Below are 15,618 nucleotides of genomic sequence, written 5' to 3' on the forward strand. Positions count from 1 at the left end.
CAAGCTCGCTGTTACGGCCCTCAGGATGAAGGCTCAGGGCTCGACGCGCCACACCTGATCAGCCGGCGTCCAATCGCTGAGCTCGGAGGCTTCGAACCAGAGGCCAATCTCGAAATCGGCGGTTTCCGCCGCATCAGAGCCATGAATCACGTTGCGGCCGATGTTCACGGCCAGATCGCCGCGGATCGTGCCCGGCTCCGCCTCCAGGGGCTTGGTGGCGCCGATCAACTTGCGGGCACTGGCGATCACACCATCGCCCTCCCATACCATCGCCACCACAGGGCCGCTGGTGATGAAAGCCACCAGGCCGGCGAAGAAGGGCCGTTCCCGGTGCACGCCGTAATGGCTCTCTGCCAGTTCCCGGCTGGGCACCAGCTGCTTGAGGCCCACCAGCTTGAAGCCCTTGCGCTCGAAGCGCCCCAGGATCTCGCCCACCAGCCCGCGCTGCACCCCGTCCGGTTTGATCGCGAGGAAGGTGCGTTCGGTGGCCATGGCAGTTGCTCTGGGGAATGGGGCCATCGTCCGCGCTGGGGCTGCCGCTTGGCAAGCAACCCCGATGCGGGCGGGCGCCATGTCATCGGCTGGACCTGTTTCTGCTGAGGTACCGAGCCCCGGCGGGGCCGGCGCTCGGCCTGCAGGGGTGGTGGGCAGAGGAGGCGCCCGGGACGGGGGCGTGGCAGCGCGCTCGACTGGGAGCTGACGCCTGCGACGCCCTGAACCTGGCCTGTTTCCGCTGACTAAGCTGCCTTGGGCCGCTTCTTTCCAGCCCCGTGCCCATGCCTGCTGAAACCGTTGCCGCCGCTCCGTCGGGCCTGGCCTGGAGCGTGGCCGACAGCAGCCGCCTGTACGGCCTAGAAGCCTGGGGGGATCCCTATTTCACGGTGAGCGCTCGCGGCCACGTGATCGTGCAGCCCCGCGGCGAGCGCGGCGGCTCGCTCGATCTGGTGGAGCTGGTGCAGGAGCTGCGGGGGCGCAACCTCAGCCTGCCGCTGCTGATCCGCTTCGACGACATCCTCGAGGACCGCCTCGAGCGGCTGCATGGCGCCTTCGAGCGCGCCATCGCCCAATACGACTACGCCGGCCGCTATCAGGGCGTGTTTCCGGTGAAGTGCAACCAGCAGCGCCACGTGGTGGAGCAGCTGGTGGAAAGCGGCCGGCAGTGGCATTTCGGCCTGGAGGCCGGCAGCAAGGCGGAGCTGCTGATCGCGCTCTCGCTGGTGAACGATCCCCAGGCGTTGCTGATCTGCAACGGCTACAAGGATCAGCGCTACATCGAGACGGCGATCCTGGCCCGGCGGCTCGGCCGGCAGCCGGTGGTGGTGATCGAGCAGGCCGATGAGGTGGAGCGGATCATCAGCGCCAGCCGCGACCTGGGGGCGGCGCCGCTGATCGGCATCCGCGCCAAGCTGGCCACCCGCAGCACCGGCCGCTGGGGCAGTTCGGTGGGCGAGAAGGCCAAGTTCGGCCTGTCGGTGCCCGACCTGCTGGCCACGGTGGAGGCCCTGCGCGCCGCCGGCCTGCTGGGCGAGCTGCGCCTGCTGCACTTCCACGTGGGCAGCCAGATCAACGACATCGCCGTGCTCAAGGACGCCCTCCAGGAGGCGGGGCAGATCTATGCCGCGCTCACCCGGCTGGGGGCACCGATGGGCTACCTGGATGTGGGCGGCGGCCTGGGCGTCGACTACGACGGCAGCCGTACCGCCACGGCCGCCTCCAAGAACTACTCGCTGCAGAACTACGCCAACGACGTGGTGGCCACCGTGCGGGAGTGCTGCGACAGCGCGGGCATCGCCGTGCCGACGCTGGTGAGCGAGAGCGGCCGGGCCCTCGCCAGCCACTTCTCGGTGTTGGTGTTCGACGTGCTGGGGGCCAGCGGCCTTCCCGGCGCCGTGCCGGCGGCCAGCGGCGAGGAGGCCCTGATCCTGCGCAACCTGCGTGACACCCATGCGGGGATCGAGGCGGTGGCGGCCGCGGACCCCGCGGCGATCGCCCTGGCCCTGGAGCGGTTGCAGGAGGCCTGGAACGACGCCCTCAAGTTCAAGGACGACGCGATGGCGGCCTTTCGCCTCGGCTACCTGGGCCTGCCGGAGCGGGGCCTGGCCGAGCAGCTCACCTGGGCCTGCTGCCAGGCGATCGCCGAACGGCTGGCCCTGCTGCCGCCTGAAACGCCGATTCCCCAGGAGCTGCGCACCCTGCCGGCGGCCCTGGCCTCCACCTATTACGCCAACCTCTCGGTGTTCCGCTCGGCGCCTGACACCTGGGCGATCGATCAGCTGTTCCCCGTGATGCCGCTGCAACGGCTGCACGAGCGGCCAGGCCGGCTGGGCAGCTTCGCCGATCTCACCTGCGATTCCGACGGCAAGCTGGCCCGCTTCATCGACCGGGGCCAGGTGAAGACCCTGCTGGAACTGCACCCGCTGCGGCCCGGTGAGCCCTACTGGATCGGCCTGTTCCTGGCCGGTGCCTACCAGGAGGTGATGGGCAACCTGCACAACCTGTTCGGCAGCACCGATGCCGTGCACATCCGCCTGGCGCCCGGCGGCGGCTACCGGGTGGATCACGTGGTGCGCGGCGACACCAATGCCGAGGTGCTGCAGGCGATGGAGCACGACCCCCAGCTGCTGCTGGAGCGGCTGCGCATGGCCAGCGAAACGGCGATCGCCCAGGGGCAGCTGGGCATCGGCGATGCCCGCCGCCTGATGGATCACCTGGAAACCAGCCTGCGGCAGACCACCTATCTGCAGGCCCGCTGAACCACCGGCTCAGCAGGAGGCGGCAGGGCTGAGGTAGCGCTCGATGTCGACGTCATCGAGCTGCTCGGGCTTGAGGAAGGCCTCGGCGTCGGTGAGACACACCCCGGAGCGCAGGAGCACGGCGACCCGATCGGGATCTGAGTCGATGGGCAGGATTTCCACCAGCGCCTGCGCGTGTTGCAGCCGGCTGCGCTGTCTCGCAGCGAATCAGGCACTGGCCGGTTCAGGAGAGCGCCAACCTGGCAGCGATATGCACGGCGCTGAACGCCCAGAGCAACTTGCAGAGCAAGTGAAGGGTCTGGTCGAGGCCAAGCCTGTAGTAGCCCGCGCATTTCCCCCAGTCGATCAGGGCATGCACCAGCCACTCGGCCACACCCAGCCAGACGATTCCAGTGAGGAGGGCCACCAGAAAGCCATGGACGCCGGCGTGGGCGGTGAGCCACCACGACCAGGGGAGGGTGTGATCGCGGCCCCTGCATTTCTCCACTGCCATGCGATCGCTCTGGAGGGCGAAATCACCGACGAAGTGCCCCATCGCCAGCAACAGAAACAGCTCCAGACCCGAGAGGCTGTGCGCAAGGCCCGACAGCATGGCTGGCTCCGTCATCGCTACAGAAAATCAGCATGACGGCACGCCCTTCAGACGGCTCAGCAAGCGCAGACCCTGGCACGTTCAACGGGCGCAGAAGGTGGCCTGCAGCGCCAGCCGATCCACGGGTCCGGGCAGTTCGGCCGGATCAAAGCCCACGCTCTCGGCGGCAACGGCCTTCATCAGCATGGGGCGCATGCCGCCTTCGAGCACCACGCCCAAGGGGGTGACCGTGCGCAGGCCGATCGCGTCAGCCAGATCCCGCGCCTGGGTGAGGGCGTCCTGGTAGGCCCCCTTGAGCAGCTGGCGCCGGGCGGCCGCATCTCCGCCCGCCGACGGCTGGGTGCTCACCGGCGCCAGCTGCACCCCCGGCAGCCCGCCCACCTGGCGGATCAGCGCCTGTAGCCGGGCCGGGGCGAGCTCGCCACTCACCTGCAGCCGGGCCTGGATCGCGGCCGGCTGCTGCTTGGTGGCCGGCCGCGACCAGGTGGTGGGCGAAGTGACCTCCAGCTCGCTCACCTGCAACGCCTGCAGGGCGGTGCGCACGGCCGCCAGCCGCGTCTGGAGCTGCGCCAGGGCGGCGTCGTTGCCGGGAGCTTCGGCCTGCAGCTCCAGGGAGAAGCGCAAGCGGTCGGCAGCCCGCTTCAGCTCGGCGCTGCCCCGCACCTCCAGCGTGGTGCCGTCGCAGCGAAGCGGCTGTGCCTGCGCCAGGGCCGGCCGCGCCAGTAACAGGCAGGCCGGCAGCAGGCAGGCAGCGGTGGTGAGAGCGGGGAGGGCGCGACGCATCGCAGGGCTTTCAGTGGGGCAGGGCGGTCACGCCCCTCTGAAGCTTGGGGCCTGAACGGCTGTTTGCCGCCTCCAGACGCATGGGGTCAGATCTTCGTGGTTCCCCGTCGGCATGACCCCTAGGGTGCTGCCGGCAGGCCCTCTCCTCGCGGGGCTGCACCCTCCGCCACCGCCCTCTCCCCATGCATCCGCTGCAGGTGTGGCTGATCGCCCTCAGCAGCCTGGCCCTGCTGCTGTTGTCCCGCAATCTCTGCAGAGCGGGGCGCTGGCCGGCATTTCCCCTGCAGCTGCCGGCGGTGGCCACCGTGGTGTGGGCGATCAGCCGCTCGCTGTCGCCGCTGGTGATGCCGCTGGGATACCGGCCCTGGTTCGCCCTGCTCGATGAGCTGGTGTTGATCTATGCCGCGATCCGGCTGCTGCTGTGGGTGGGCCTGGAGGTGCCGGCGGCCCTGAAGCTGTGGAACCGGCCACCGGAAATCCTGCTGCAGCTGCTGATGCTGACCAGCGGCACGGTAGCCACCGTGGTGGTGTTCAAGGAACTGGCCCGCTTCGACCTGCTCGGCCTGGTGACCACCTCGGCCGTGCTCACCGCCATGATCGGCCTGGCGGCCCAGGAACCGCTCAAGGATCTGTTCGCCGGCCTGGAACTGCAGCTCGATGAGCACTTCCAGCAAGGGGATTTCGTCTGGCTCGAAGATGGCACCGCCGGCGTGATCGTGGAGATCAACTGGCGGGACACCTGCCTGCGGGATCTCACCGGCACCCTGGTGATCGTTCCCAACACCAAGATCACCTCCGAGGTGGTGCGCAACCATGGCGCCTTCGGCTTCATGGGCAACCGTTTCAGCATCGGCCTCGATTACGCCTTCCCCACCACCCAGGCCAGGCAGCTGCTGCTGGAGAGCGTGCGTCAGCATCCGCGCGTGCTGGGGGAGCCGGAGCCGATCGTGTGGGTGAAGGAGTTCGCCGACAGCGCGATTCTCTACGACATCGTGGTGTATCAGGCTCCCGGTGGTCTGGCAGCTCAGCTGTCGCTGCGGAGCGATCTGCTCGAACAGATCTGGTACCGGCTCGAGCGCGCAGGGCAGAGCATTCCCTATCCCGTGCGCGAGCTGCGACGCCAGGCTCCGCAGGGGAAGACGAGCCAGCCGGTGAGCAGCGCCGAGGCGGAGCGCAGGCGCCTGCTGGCACTCAATCCACTGTTCAAAGCACTCAATGAGGAAGAGATTGATCGCCTCGCCAGCCACATCCGCTGCGTGCGCTATGCCGCGGCAGAGGTGATCGTGCGCGAAGGGGATCGGGGTGGGGCGATGTATCAGGTGGTGAAGGGGAGTGTGGATGTGTGGAAGCAAAAACCTGGGGAAGCGCCGATTCACGTGGCCAGCCTGGAGGCGGGGGCCCTGTTCGGCGAAATGGCGATGCTTACCGACAGCACGCGCAGCGCCACGGTGCAGGCTCAGGAGGAATGCCTGCTGCTGGAGGTGAACCGCGAGCACATCGGTCCGCTGCTGCAGGACAACCCAGAGCTGATGGAGCGCCTGGCACAACTGGTGAGCGGCCGCCGGGCCGAGCTGGAGGGGCTGGAGCTGGCAAGCCGGCTGGCCCAGCAGAACCAGTTGCTGCGCGCGATGCAGCAGCTCTTCACCACGCTGGGCTTCACCGCGGAACGCCCGGAAGCGGCTGCCGGGGATGCAGCCGCAGACCGTGCCGAAGCGGGCCGCGGCCAAGCAACAGTGGGCGAACGCAGTGGAGCTGCCGATGGACAAGGAGGTGGAGCGGCCGATCGCCCCTGAGACACAGCGGAGCTGCCATCCAGAAGCGGGCGTCTGCGTCGGATGAAGGGTTTTAGAGGCGAGGCAATGCGGTCGGATCAGGAGCGCCGCTACCTCAGCGCCTTGGGAAAGAGCGGGAAGCAGCTCGATGCATTTCAAGTCGCCCGCTCAGCCCAGGGCGGCGGCCAGGGCGGCGCGCGCCTCATCGAGCGCCGCCGGCAGGGCGGCGCCGTCGCGGCCGCCGGCCTGGGCCAGGGCCGGACGGCCGCCACCGCCACCGCCGCAGCGCTTGGCGATGGTGCCGATGAAGGCGCCCGCCTTGGCGCCCGCCTGCACCACCGCCGCGCCGAAGGCGGCCACCAGGATCACCTTGGTGAGGTCGGCGGGATCGGGCAGGCCGCCCAGCACCACCGCACCCCCCTCGCCCAGCTGCTGCTGCAGCTGCTGGGCCGCCCCCTGCAGACCGGCACCTTCCACGCCATCGAGGCGGGCCACCAGCAGCTGGAAGGAGCCGAGCGGTTCCGCCTGGGCCGCCAGCGCCGCCGCCTTCGCCAGCGCCAGTTCGGCGCGGGCGGCGGCCAGGGCCTTGCCGGTGGCCTTGAGCTCCTCGGCCATGGCGCTCACCCGCTCCACGATTTCAGCGGGCTGGGCCTTGAAGCGGTCGCCCAGTTCGCGCACCACCGCCTCGCGTTCGTTCAGGTAGGCCAGCACCGCCGGACCCGCCACCGCCTCGATGCGGCGGATGCCGGCCGCCACGCCGGTTTCGCTGACGATCTTGAACAGGCCGATCTCGGCGGTGTTGGCCACATGGGTGCCGCCGCAGAGCTCCATCGACACCCCCGGCACATCCACCACCCGCACCTGGGCGTCGTATTTCTCGCCGAACATCGCCACCGCCCCGGCCGCGCGGGCCCGCTCCAGCTCCATCTCCTGCACCTCCAGCTCGTGGGCATCGGCGATCCAGCCGTTGATCAGCTCCTCGACCCGCTCCAGCTCCTCACGGCTCACTGCGCGGGGGCAGTGGAAGTCGAAGCGCAGGCGATCGAAATCCACCAGCGAGCCCGCCTGGGCGATCGCGGGATCCACCAGCTGCTTGAGCGCCGCCTGCAGCAAGTGGGTGGCGGTGTGATGCGCCTGGGCGCGGCGGCGGCAGGCCCGGTCGACCCGGGCGATCACCCGATCACCGAGGCCCAGGCTGCCGCGCTCCACCCGGCCCTGATGCACGAACTGCTTGCGCAGGCGGCTCACCGCCTCCACCCGCACGATCACGCCCGCGTCACCGGCACCCTCGCTGCCGAGAACGCCGCCCAGCAGCAGGCCCCGGTCGCCGATCTGCCCGCCGGATTCGCCATAGAAGGGCGTGGCATCCAGCACCACCTGCACCGCCTCGCCCGCCACCGCCCGCTCGGCCGGACTGCCGTTCACCACCAGCGCCAGCACCTGACTGGGATGCTCCAGGGCGCCGTAGCCCTCGAAGCGGGTGTCGGGGAGGTCGGCCGCCGCGGCCGCCACCGCCCCCTGCACGGTGAGGTCCACACTCACGGCCGCCGCCTTGGCCCGCTGCCGCTGGGCCTCCATCGCCGCCTCGAAGCCGTCACGGTCGACCGTGAGCCCGTGCTCCTCGGCGATCTCCTCGGTGAGCTCCAGCGGGAAGCCGTAGGTGTCGTAGAGCTCGAAGGCCTGGGCGCCGCTGATGGCGGCAGGGCGGGAGGCCAGCACCTCCGCCAGCAGCTTCTCGCCGCGCTCGAGCGTGTCGAGGAAGCGGGCCTCCTCGCGGCCCAGCTCGGCCAGGATCGCCTCACGCCGCTCCAGCAGCTGCGGGAAGGCCGGCGCCATCAGCGCGATCGCCGCTTCGCCCATGGTGCGCAGGAAGGGCTGATCGATGCCCAGCAGGCGGCCGTGGCGCACCACCCGCCGCAGCAGGCGCCGCAGGATATAGCCGCGGCCCAGGTTCGACGCCGTGACCCCATCGCAGATCAACTGGGTGATGGCGCGGCTGTGGTCACCGATCACCTTGAGCGAGGTGCGGCCCTTCTCCTCAAGCTGGCTGTAATCGACGCCAGCCAGCGTGGCAGCGGTGTGAATCAGCGGAACGATCAGATCGGTTTCGTAGTTGTTCGGCACGCCCTGCAGGATCTGGGCCATGCGCTCCAGACCCATGCCGGTGTCGATGTTGCGGTTCGCCAGGGGGGTGAGCGTTCCTTCCGCATCGCGGTTGAACTGCATGAACACCAGGTTGTAGAACTCGATGAAGCGGCTGTCGTCCTCCAGATCGATGGCGTCATCGCCGCGTTCGGGGTGGAAGTCGTAGTAGATCTCCGAGCAGGGGCCGCAAGGGCCGGTAGGGCCGGACACCCAGAAGTTGTCGGCTTCATCCATGCGGATGATCCGCTTCGGGTTCACCCCCACGACCTCGCGCCAGATCGCTTCGGCCTCATCGTCTTCGCGGAACACGCTCACCACCAGGTGGCGGGGATCCAGGCCGAACACCTCGGTGGAGAGCTCCCAGGCCCAGGCGATCGCCTCGGCCTTGAAGTAGTCGCCGAAGGAGAAGTTGCCCAGCATCTCGAAGAAGGTGTGGTGCCGCGCCGTGCGACCCACGTTCTCGATGTCGTTGGTGCGGATGCACTTCTGGCTGGTGGTGGCCCGCGCCGCCGGCCGCGGCGCCTGCCCCAGGAACACCGGCTTGAAGGGCAGCATGCCCGCGATCGTGAGCAGCACGGTGGGGTCGTCCGGCACCAGCGAGGCGCTGGGCAGGCGCCGGTGCTCGCGGGCGGCGTAGAAGGCCAGGAACGCCTCGCGGATCTCGGCGCCGCTGCGGGGGCGCGGCTGGGCGGCCGGGGAGGCGCTGGAAGAAGGTGCGGCAGCCATGGCCCGTCGCGACGAAACAATGCGAAGCGCCCATCTTCGGCGAGCGCCCCCCTGACCGGATCCGGGGCGGCACCTTACGCTGCGCCCGCCCCGCCGTCGCTGTGCTGCCCGCCTCCGACCAGCCCCAGCCTCCGGCGCAGCCCAGGCCAACGCCACAGCCCCGCGCACGCCTGCGGCTGCAATCGATCAGCTGGGCGCTGCTGGCCGGGGGCGCGGCGGCGGCTCTCGGCCTGGGCGGGGGCCTGGAGCCGGCCCTGCGGGCCGGGGGCTGCGGCTTCTTCTATGGCCTGCTGGCCTTTCACCTGCAGCGCGTCGACCCGGATGACGGGCACCTGCAGGCGGGGCTGGTGGGGGCGGTGTGCGGCATCCTCAGCCTTGGCGCCGCCTTGGATCTGCCCCCGTTCGGGCCGCTGGCGTGGGGCCAGGGCCTGGCGCCGGGGCTGTCGTCGTTGATGATGGCGCTGATCCGTGCCTGGCTGCCCCTCTGGCTGCCTGTCGCGGGCGCTGCCCTGCTGCTGCAAGGTGCCCAGCGTCTGCTGCCCGCACTTCGGCCTTGATCAGGCCCTGACCCCCCGGCCATGAGCCTGCTGCATGCCACCTGGCTGACTTCCGGTATCGCCGCAGGGGCGACGGTGGGCAGCTTCGACCGGCCCGGTCTGCTGATCTGGGCCGACACCTGGCGGGTGGCGGCGCCGGTGACGCCGAAACGCACGCCGGAGCCCCACCCGCTCAGCCTCGACCAGGACGACCTGGGCGCCTGGCTGGAGGAGCACGAGCTCTGGTCGGAGGCCTTCCGCCCCGCCGTGGCCACGCTCACCCTGCCGAGCCGCAGCCAGAACGCCCGCGGCAGCAAGAGCAGCGCCAGCGGCCCCTGGAGTGGCCTGCCGCTGCAGGCCGGTGAGCCGATCCCGAAAGCGCTCAGCTGGTGGCCGTGGCAGGTGGAGGGCCTCTGGCTCAAGCCCGCCGCCGCCGCCGACTGGCTGGGGCAGCTGCCCCTTTCCGGCCATCACCCCGATCTGGCCGATGAACTGCGCTGGTGGAGCCACCTGCAGCGCTGGGCGCTCAGCCTGATCGCCCGCGGCCGCTGGTTGCCCCAGGTGGAGCCCAGCGCCGGCGGCGCAGGCGGCCGGGCCCGCTGGGTGCCGCTGCTGAACCGGGAGGAAGATCGCCGCCGGCTGGAAGATCTGGCCGCGCAGCTGCCCCAGGTGGCGGTGGCGGCGCTGGCCCCCTCCGGCAACGGCCCTGGCGGTGGCGGAGGTGCTGGCGGTGGTCTAGGTGCCGGCATGGGCGTCGGGAATGGCGCCGCGCCGTTGGCCTGCTGGCGGCCGGGATCCGGCCGGCTGCGGGTGGTGGCGATCCTCGCCGATCTGCTCGATGGCCAGATGCGCGAGAGCTTCACCCCCGCCACCGAGGGGCTCGATCCACTGCTGGCGGCCTGGCAGCGGGCACTCGGCCCCGGCGATGGGCGGCTCGACCTCTCGGCGGAGGACGCGGAACGGCTCGCAACCGCCACCCACCACTGGCGGGAAGCGGTGGCCGGCCGTGTGGCGCCGGCCCACACCTGCCTGGAGCTGGAGATTCCGGCGGAAGGCGACGAGCTCTGGCCGCTGCGCTTCAGCCTGCAGGGGGAAGCCGATCCGAGCCTGAAAATGGCGGCGACAGCGGTGTGGTCGGCCGGAGCCGGCACCGTGCAGCTGGGCGAAATCGCCGTGCAGCAGCCGGGTGAGCTGTTGCTGGAGGGCCTGGGCCGGGCCCTGCAGGTGTTCGAGCCGATCGAGCGCGGCCTCGACACGGCCACGCCGGAGCAGATGGCGCTGACCCCCGCCGAAGCCTTCGTGCTGGTGCGCACCGCCGCCGCCCGCCTGCGCGACGTGGGCGTGGGCGTGGTGCTGCCGCCGAGCCTGAGCGGCGGCCTGGCCAGCCGCCTGGGGCTCTCGATCACGGCGGATCTGCCGCCCAGTTCGCGCGGTTTCAGCCTGGGCGAATCGCTCGAATGGACTTGGGAGCTGATGATCGGCGGCGTCACCTTGAGCCTGCGCGATCTGGAGCGGCTGGCGGGCAAGCGCAGCCCGCTGGTGCAGCACAAGGGGGCCTGGATCGAGCTGCGGCCTGGCGATCTGCGCAACGCCGAGAAGTTCTGCGCCCTCGATCCACCGCTCAGCCTCGACGATGCCCTGCGGGTGACGGGCAACGAAGGGGAAACGCTGCAGCGGCTGCCGGTGCACCGCTTCACGGCGGGGCCACGGCTGCAGGCGGTGCTGGAGCAATACCACCAGCAGAAGGCCCCCGATCCGCTGCCCGCCCCGGAAGGATTCGCCGGCCAGTTGCGCCCGTATCAGGAACGGGGCCTGGGCTGGCTGGCCTTCCTGCACCGCTTCGACCAGGGCGCCTGCCTGGCCGACGACATGGGCCTGGGCAAGACGATCCAGCTGCTGGCCTTCCTGCAGCACCTCAAGGCGGAGCAGGAGCTGAAGCGGCCGGTGCTGCTGGTGGCGCCCACCTCCGTGCTCACCAACTGGAAGCGGGAGGCAGCGGCCTTCACGCCCGAACTGGAGGTGCGCGAGCACTACGGTCCGCGCCGCCCCGCCACCGACGCCGCCCTGAAGAAGGCGCTCAAGGGGGTGGATCTGCTGCTCACCAGCTACGGGCTGCTGCAACGCGACAACGAACTGCTGGCGGCGATCGACTGGCAGGGGATGGTGATCGATGAAGCGCAGGCGATCAAGAACCCCAGCTCAAAGCAGAGCCAGTCGGCGCGGGATCTGGCGCGGGCGGGCAAGCAGAGCCGCTTCCGCATCGCCCTCACCGGCACGCCGGTGGAGAACCGGGTGAGTGAGCTGTGGGCGCTGATGGATTTCCTCAACCCGCGCGTGCTGGGCGAGGAGGAATTCTTCCGCCAGCGCTACCGACTGCCGATCGAGCGCTACGGCGACACCGCCTCCCTGCGCGACCTCAAGGCGCGCGTGGGGCCGTTCATCCTGCGGCGCCTCAAGACCGATAAATCGATCATCTCCGACCTGCCCGAAAAGGTGGAGCTGAACGAGTGGGTGGGGCTCTCGCCGGAGCAGGTGACGCTCTACCGCAAGACGGTGGACGACAGCCTCGACACCATCGCCCGGGCGCCGCTGGGCCAGAAGCACGGCCAGGTGCTGGCGCTGCTCACCAGGCTGAAGCAGATCTGCAACCACCCGGCGCTGGCGCTGAAGGAAACCGGCGTAGGCAACGGCTTCGCCAGCCGCTCCGCCAAGGTGCAACGCCTCGACGAGATCGTGGAGGAGGTGATCGAAGCGGGCGATCGGGCGCTGCTGTTCACCCAGTTCGCCGAATGGGGCCACCTGCTGCAGGCCCACCTGCAGCAGCGCTTCCGCCAGGAGGTGCCCTTCCTGTACGGCAGCAGCAGCAAGAGCGAGCGGCAGGCGATGGTCGACCGCTTCCAGGAGGATCCGCGCGGCCCGCAGCTGTTTTTGCTGTCGCTGAAGGCCGGTGGGGTGGGCCTCAACCTCACGCGCGCCAGCCATGTGTTCCACATCGACCGCTGGTGGAACCCGGCGGTGGAGAACCAGGCCACCGACCGCGCCTACCGCATCGGCCAGACCAACCGGGTGATGGTGCACAAGTTCATCACCAGCGGCTCGGTGGAGGAAAAGATCGACCGCATGATCCGCGAGAAATCCCGCCTGGCGGAAGACATCATCGGCAGCGGCGAGGAATGGCTCGGCGGGCTCGACCCCGGCCAGCTGCGCGACCTGGTGGCCCTCGACGACTGAGCGGCGCCGTGGTCGGGCCCGGCGGCAGCGGGTACGGTGCAGGCACGGCTGGATCGGGGAGAGGGTGACAGGTGGCGAATGAAACTCCACCGCTGTTCGGCAAGACCCGCTTCCTGGAAGGCCTGATCGACGAGTTCCTCGACAAGATCGCCGAGGGGGTGATCGTGGGGGAGCTGGGCCTCAAGGCCTATCTCTGCGGCAGTGAAGAAGAAGCGATCTGCCTGGAGAAGCTCAACCAGCTCACCGAGATCAAACGGCGTTGCAGCGAACTGCGCCGCACGATCGTGACCATGCTCTACACCGAAATGCTGCTGCCTGATGCCCGCGGCGATGTGCTGCGGCTGCTCGGCAGCCTGTTCGCCCTGCTCGATGACATGGGCGACGACTTCGAGGAGCTGATGATCGTGCAACCGCAGCGGCTGCCGGAATTCGGCGCCGATTTCGCCGAACTCACGGCGATGGCGGTCCGCGGCGTGCAGGCCGTGCTGGTGGCGGCGCGCACCTTCTTCCGCACCCCGGCGGCGGTGCGCGACCACCTCAACGAGGTGCGGGTGTTCGAGGACCAAACCGACCGACTGGCCTACAAGCTCAAGCGCCGGATCGTGGCGGCCGATCTGAGTTTCGAGCAGCGCACGCTGCTGCGGGAAACGGCGGCCATGCTCGATGGCCTGGCCGACAAGGCGGAGAACATCGGCGACGACCTCTCCATCTTCGCGATCAAGCGATCCCTCTGAGCCGCCGCCTTGACCATGGCCCTGATCGTCACGCTCATCTTTCTCTCCAGCGGCCTGTTCCTCGGCTGGTCGATGGGCGCGAACGACGCCTCCAACGCCTTCGGCACCGCGGTGGCCACGCGGATGATCCGCTTCCCCACCGCCGCCTTCCTCTGCAGCACGTTCGTGATCATCGGGGCGGTCACCAGCGGCAGCGGCGCGGCAGAGGGGCTCAGCCAGCTGGGGGCGATCAACGCCCTGCCGGGGGCCTTCACCGCCGCCCTGGCCGCTGCGCTCACGGTGGCCTGGATGAGCGCCGTGGGGCTGCCGGCCTCCACCGGCCAGGCGGTGGTGGGGTCGATCATCGGCTGGAACCTGTTCAGCGGCTCCCCCACCGACCTGGGCACGCTGGGCCGGATCGCGGCCACCTGGGTGGTGTCGCCGGTGCTCGGGGCGATCTTCGCGATGGTGATGTACAAGCTGCTGGTGGCGTGGATCAGCCTCACCAAGCCCCACCTGCTCTCGCTCGATCGCAACACCCGCAGCGGCCTGCTGCTGGCGGGGATCTTCGGCTCCTATGCAATCGGCGCCAACGGCATCGGCAATGTGATGGGCTTCTTCGTGGAGGCCTCACCGTTCCGTGAGCTGCGGCTGGGGCCGCTGGAGGTGTCGTCGGTGGAGCAGTTGTTTCTGATCGGCGCCATCGCCGTGGCGGTGGGTGTGTACACCTATTCCCGCCGCGTGATGATGACCGTGGGCGACAGCCTGCTCACCCTCTCCCCGCTGGCGGCGCTGGTGGTGGTGGTGTCGCATTCGCTGGTGCTGTTTCTGTTTTCCTCCACGGCGCTGGAGAGCCTGCTGCAGGGCTGGGGGCTGCCCACGATTCCGCTGCTGCCGGTGTCGGGCTCGCAGGCGGTGATCGGCTCGGTGCTTGGCATCGGCCTGCTGCAGGGCATGAAGGGGGTGCGCCAGATCCGCTGGGGTGTGCTGGGCGGCATCGCCTCCGGCTGGATCACCACGCCCCTGATCGCGGCGGTGATCGGTTTCGTGCTGCTGTTCGTGGTGCAGAACGTGTTCGGCCAGGAGGTGTACCAGGCGAGCCGGCCGCTGGCGGTGGCAGTGTTGGCGGCAGGCCACGCTGCACCCTGAATGTCAGCCCCTCCCACGGCATCCGCCCCTGAACAGCTGCAGGCGGCGCTGTTTCACTTCGCCATCGGCGAGCTGGTGCGCCAGCACCGCAGCAGCTTTCCGCCGCTGTGGACCACCGAAAGCTGGGCCAAGCTGATGATCTGGCTGGCACTCAACTGCGGCTGCAGCGGCGACGACGAGGGCCTGCGCCAGTTCGCGGCGTCGCTGGGGCCCGCCCTGGCCCGCACGCTGCGGCAGACGTTCTTCGAGCGCACGCTCGAGGACCTGGAGCTGCGCCTGCTGGCCGATCCGGCCGACCCGCAGGTGGTGCTGCTGCCCCTGCCCGGCGCTGGCGCGCTGCCGCCCGAGCGGGTGGCCGAGGCGCTGGCCCGCGTGGGGCTCAGCGAGCTGGTGGTGGCGGATCCAGCCGGCTGGCAGCAGCTGGACGGCCTGGTGGCCGTGCCCTGGGCCCAAGCCAGCGAGGCTGTCCACTCATGAACCTGATCGGCACCTACCGCAACGCCGGCTATGCGGCTCTCGCCGACGGCATCTGCGCCTTCTACGAGCGCCGCACCGACCTGCAACGGCGCGGCGTGGCCTTCGGCGAACCGCAGGCCGGCGCCGATGCTGCCGCTGCCATCAGTGCTGCCGCCACACCCGCCAAGGTGTCGACCGACATCAGCCTGGTGGCGATCGACCGCAGCGATCCGGAGGCCTTCGCCCTGGCCGAGGTGATCGTGCGCGGCGTGAACGCCGGGCTGGAGCGTTACCTGCAGGAGCGTCCGCTGCTGCGCCAGTGCGCGCCGGAGCAGGCGCTGTTCGTGCTGCCGATCTTCAACCTGCAGCGCTACGCCCCCGGCGAAGCCTTCCACGCCTGGCACTGCGACTGGACCACCAGCGACGAGGCCACCGAGCCGATCCGCCGCCTGCTGGCCTGGATCCTCTACTGCAACGACGTGCCCGACGGCGGCACCGAATTCCACTGGCAGGACCACCACGTGGAAGCCGTGAAAGGCACCCTGGCGATCTTCCCGGCGGGCATCTCCCACATCCACCGCGGCCGGGTGAGTCATGAGCACAGCAAGACGATCGCCACCGGCTGGATCAACGCCGGTAAACGGGAGGATTACATCGCTCGGCTTGCGGCTGGCTGAGGGGCTGGGGGATGGGAAGGCTTTGTCGTGGATACCGGACCCTCCCATTCAGGATGAGGCCCGCCTGAAGGCCGCCCGTTGAGCC

The 15,618-nt window shown here is 69.9% G+C and carries 13 protein-coding genes; 8 read left to right on the forward strand and 5 right to left on the reverse strand.

From position 1 onward, the window contains the following. Positions 1-33: 33 nt before the first annotated feature. On the reverse strand, positions 34-492 hold the full coding sequence (gene ndk / locus KBZ19_RS05905; RefSeq protein ID WP_094512141.1) for a nucleoside-diphosphate kinase: 459 nt from the start codon (positions 490-492) through the stop codon (positions 34-36). Between the two features lie 284 nt (positions 493-776). Here ndk and speA point away from each other — a divergent pair, with 284 nt between their 5' ends. Beyond that, positions 777-2,753, forward strand: a complete 1,977-nt coding sequence (gene speA / locus KBZ19_RS05910; RefSeq protein ID WP_255100690.1) for a biosynthetic arginine decarboxylase — start codon at positions 777-779, stop codon at positions 2,751-2,753. Between the two features lie 9 nt (positions 2,754-2,762). Here the strand turns inward: speA and KBZ19_RS05915 are convergent, their stop codons facing one another. The 3 genes from KBZ19_RS05915 to KBZ19_RS05925 form a co-directional block, all read right to left on the reverse strand. After that, positions 2,763-2,915 carry a hypothetical protein gene (locus KBZ19_RS05915; protein WP_255100203.1) on the reverse strand — a complete coding sequence of 51 codons (153 nt, stop codon included), beginning with the start codon at positions 2,913-2,915 and terminating at the stop codon, positions 2,763-2,765. A gap of 61 nt (positions 2,916-2,976) precedes the next feature. Next, positions 2,977-3,360, reverse strand: coding sequence for a DUF3307 domain-containing protein (locus KBZ19_RS05920; protein WP_315856324.1), 384 nt, complete (start codon positions 3,358-3,360; stop codon positions 2,977-2,979). Between the two features lie 66 nt (positions 3,361-3,426). Beyond that, a complete protein-coding gene (locus KBZ19_RS05925) occupies positions 3,427-4,128 on the reverse strand; it encodes an SIMPL domain-containing protein (RefSeq protein ID WP_094512149.1) in 702 nt (233 codons plus the stop codon). A gap of 182 nt (positions 4,129-4,310) precedes the next feature. Between KBZ19_RS05925 and KBZ19_RS05930 the strand changes: the two genes are divergently transcribed. Continuing rightward, on the forward strand, positions 4,311-5,921 hold the full coding sequence (locus tag KBZ19_RS05930; RefSeq protein ID WP_255100205.1) for a mechanosensitive ion channel family protein: 1,611 nt from the start codon (positions 4,311-4,313) through the stop codon (positions 5,919-5,921). A gap of 147 nt (positions 5,922-6,068) precedes the next feature. Here the strand turns inward: KBZ19_RS05930 and alaS are convergent, their stop codons facing one another. After that, on the reverse strand, positions 6,069-8,771 hold the full coding sequence (alaS, locus tag KBZ19_RS05935) for an alanine--tRNA ligase (RefSeq protein WP_255100207.1): 2,703 nt from the start codon (positions 8,769-8,771) through the stop codon (positions 6,069-6,071). A 104-nt stretch (positions 8,772-8,875) separates the two neighbouring features. Here alaS and KBZ19_RS05940 point away from each other — a divergent pair, with 104 nt between their 5' ends. The 6 genes from KBZ19_RS05940 to KBZ19_RS05965 all read left to right on the forward strand — a co-directional run bounded on the left by KBZ19_RS05940 (position 8,876) and on the right by KBZ19_RS05965 (position 15,533). Further along, a complete protein-coding gene (locus KBZ19_RS05940) occupies positions 8,876-9,328 on the forward strand; it encodes a hypothetical protein (protein ID WP_261346351.1) in 453 nt (150 codons plus the stop codon). A gap of 21 nt (positions 9,329-9,349) precedes the next feature. After that, positions 9,350-12,538, forward strand: a complete 3,189-nt coding sequence (locus KBZ19_RS05945; RefSeq protein ID WP_255100210.1) for a DEAD/DEAH box helicase — start codon at positions 9,350-9,352, stop codon at positions 12,536-12,538. Between the two features lie 71 nt (positions 12,539-12,609). After that, the gene (locus KBZ19_RS05950; protein ID WP_094512167.1) at positions 12,610-13,272 is read left to right on the forward strand and encodes a DUF47 domain-containing protein; all 663 of its coding nucleotides are present in this window, start codon (positions 12,610-12,612) and stop codon (positions 13,270-13,272) included. A 15-nt stretch (positions 13,273-13,287) separates the two neighbouring features. Continuing rightward, positions 13,288-14,400 carry an inorganic phosphate transporter gene (locus KBZ19_RS05955; protein WP_255100692.1) on the forward strand — a complete coding sequence of 371 codons (1,113 nt, stop codon included), beginning with the start codon at positions 13,288-13,290 and terminating at the stop codon, positions 14,398-14,400. Continuing rightward, positions 14,401-14,877, forward strand: coding sequence for a protein phosphatase (locus KBZ19_RS05960; RefSeq protein WP_255100211.1), 477 nt, complete (start codon positions 14,401-14,403; stop codon positions 14,875-14,877). It begins immediately after the preceding gene. Then, positions 14,874-15,533 carry a 2OG-Fe(II) oxygenase gene (locus KBZ19_RS05965; protein WP_255100212.1) on the forward strand — a complete coding sequence of 220 codons (660 nt, stop codon included), beginning with the start codon at positions 14,874-14,876 and terminating at the stop codon, positions 15,531-15,533. The genes KBZ19_RS05960 and KBZ19_RS05965 overlap by 4 nt, the downstream gene beginning before the upstream one ends. Positions 15,534-15,618 lie beyond the last annotated feature (85 nt).

This window comes from Synechococcus sp. L2F, from assembly GCF_024345695.1.
Taxonomy (GTDB): domain Bacteria; phylum Cyanobacteriota; class Cyanobacteriia; order PCC-6307; family Cyanobiaceae; genus MW101C3.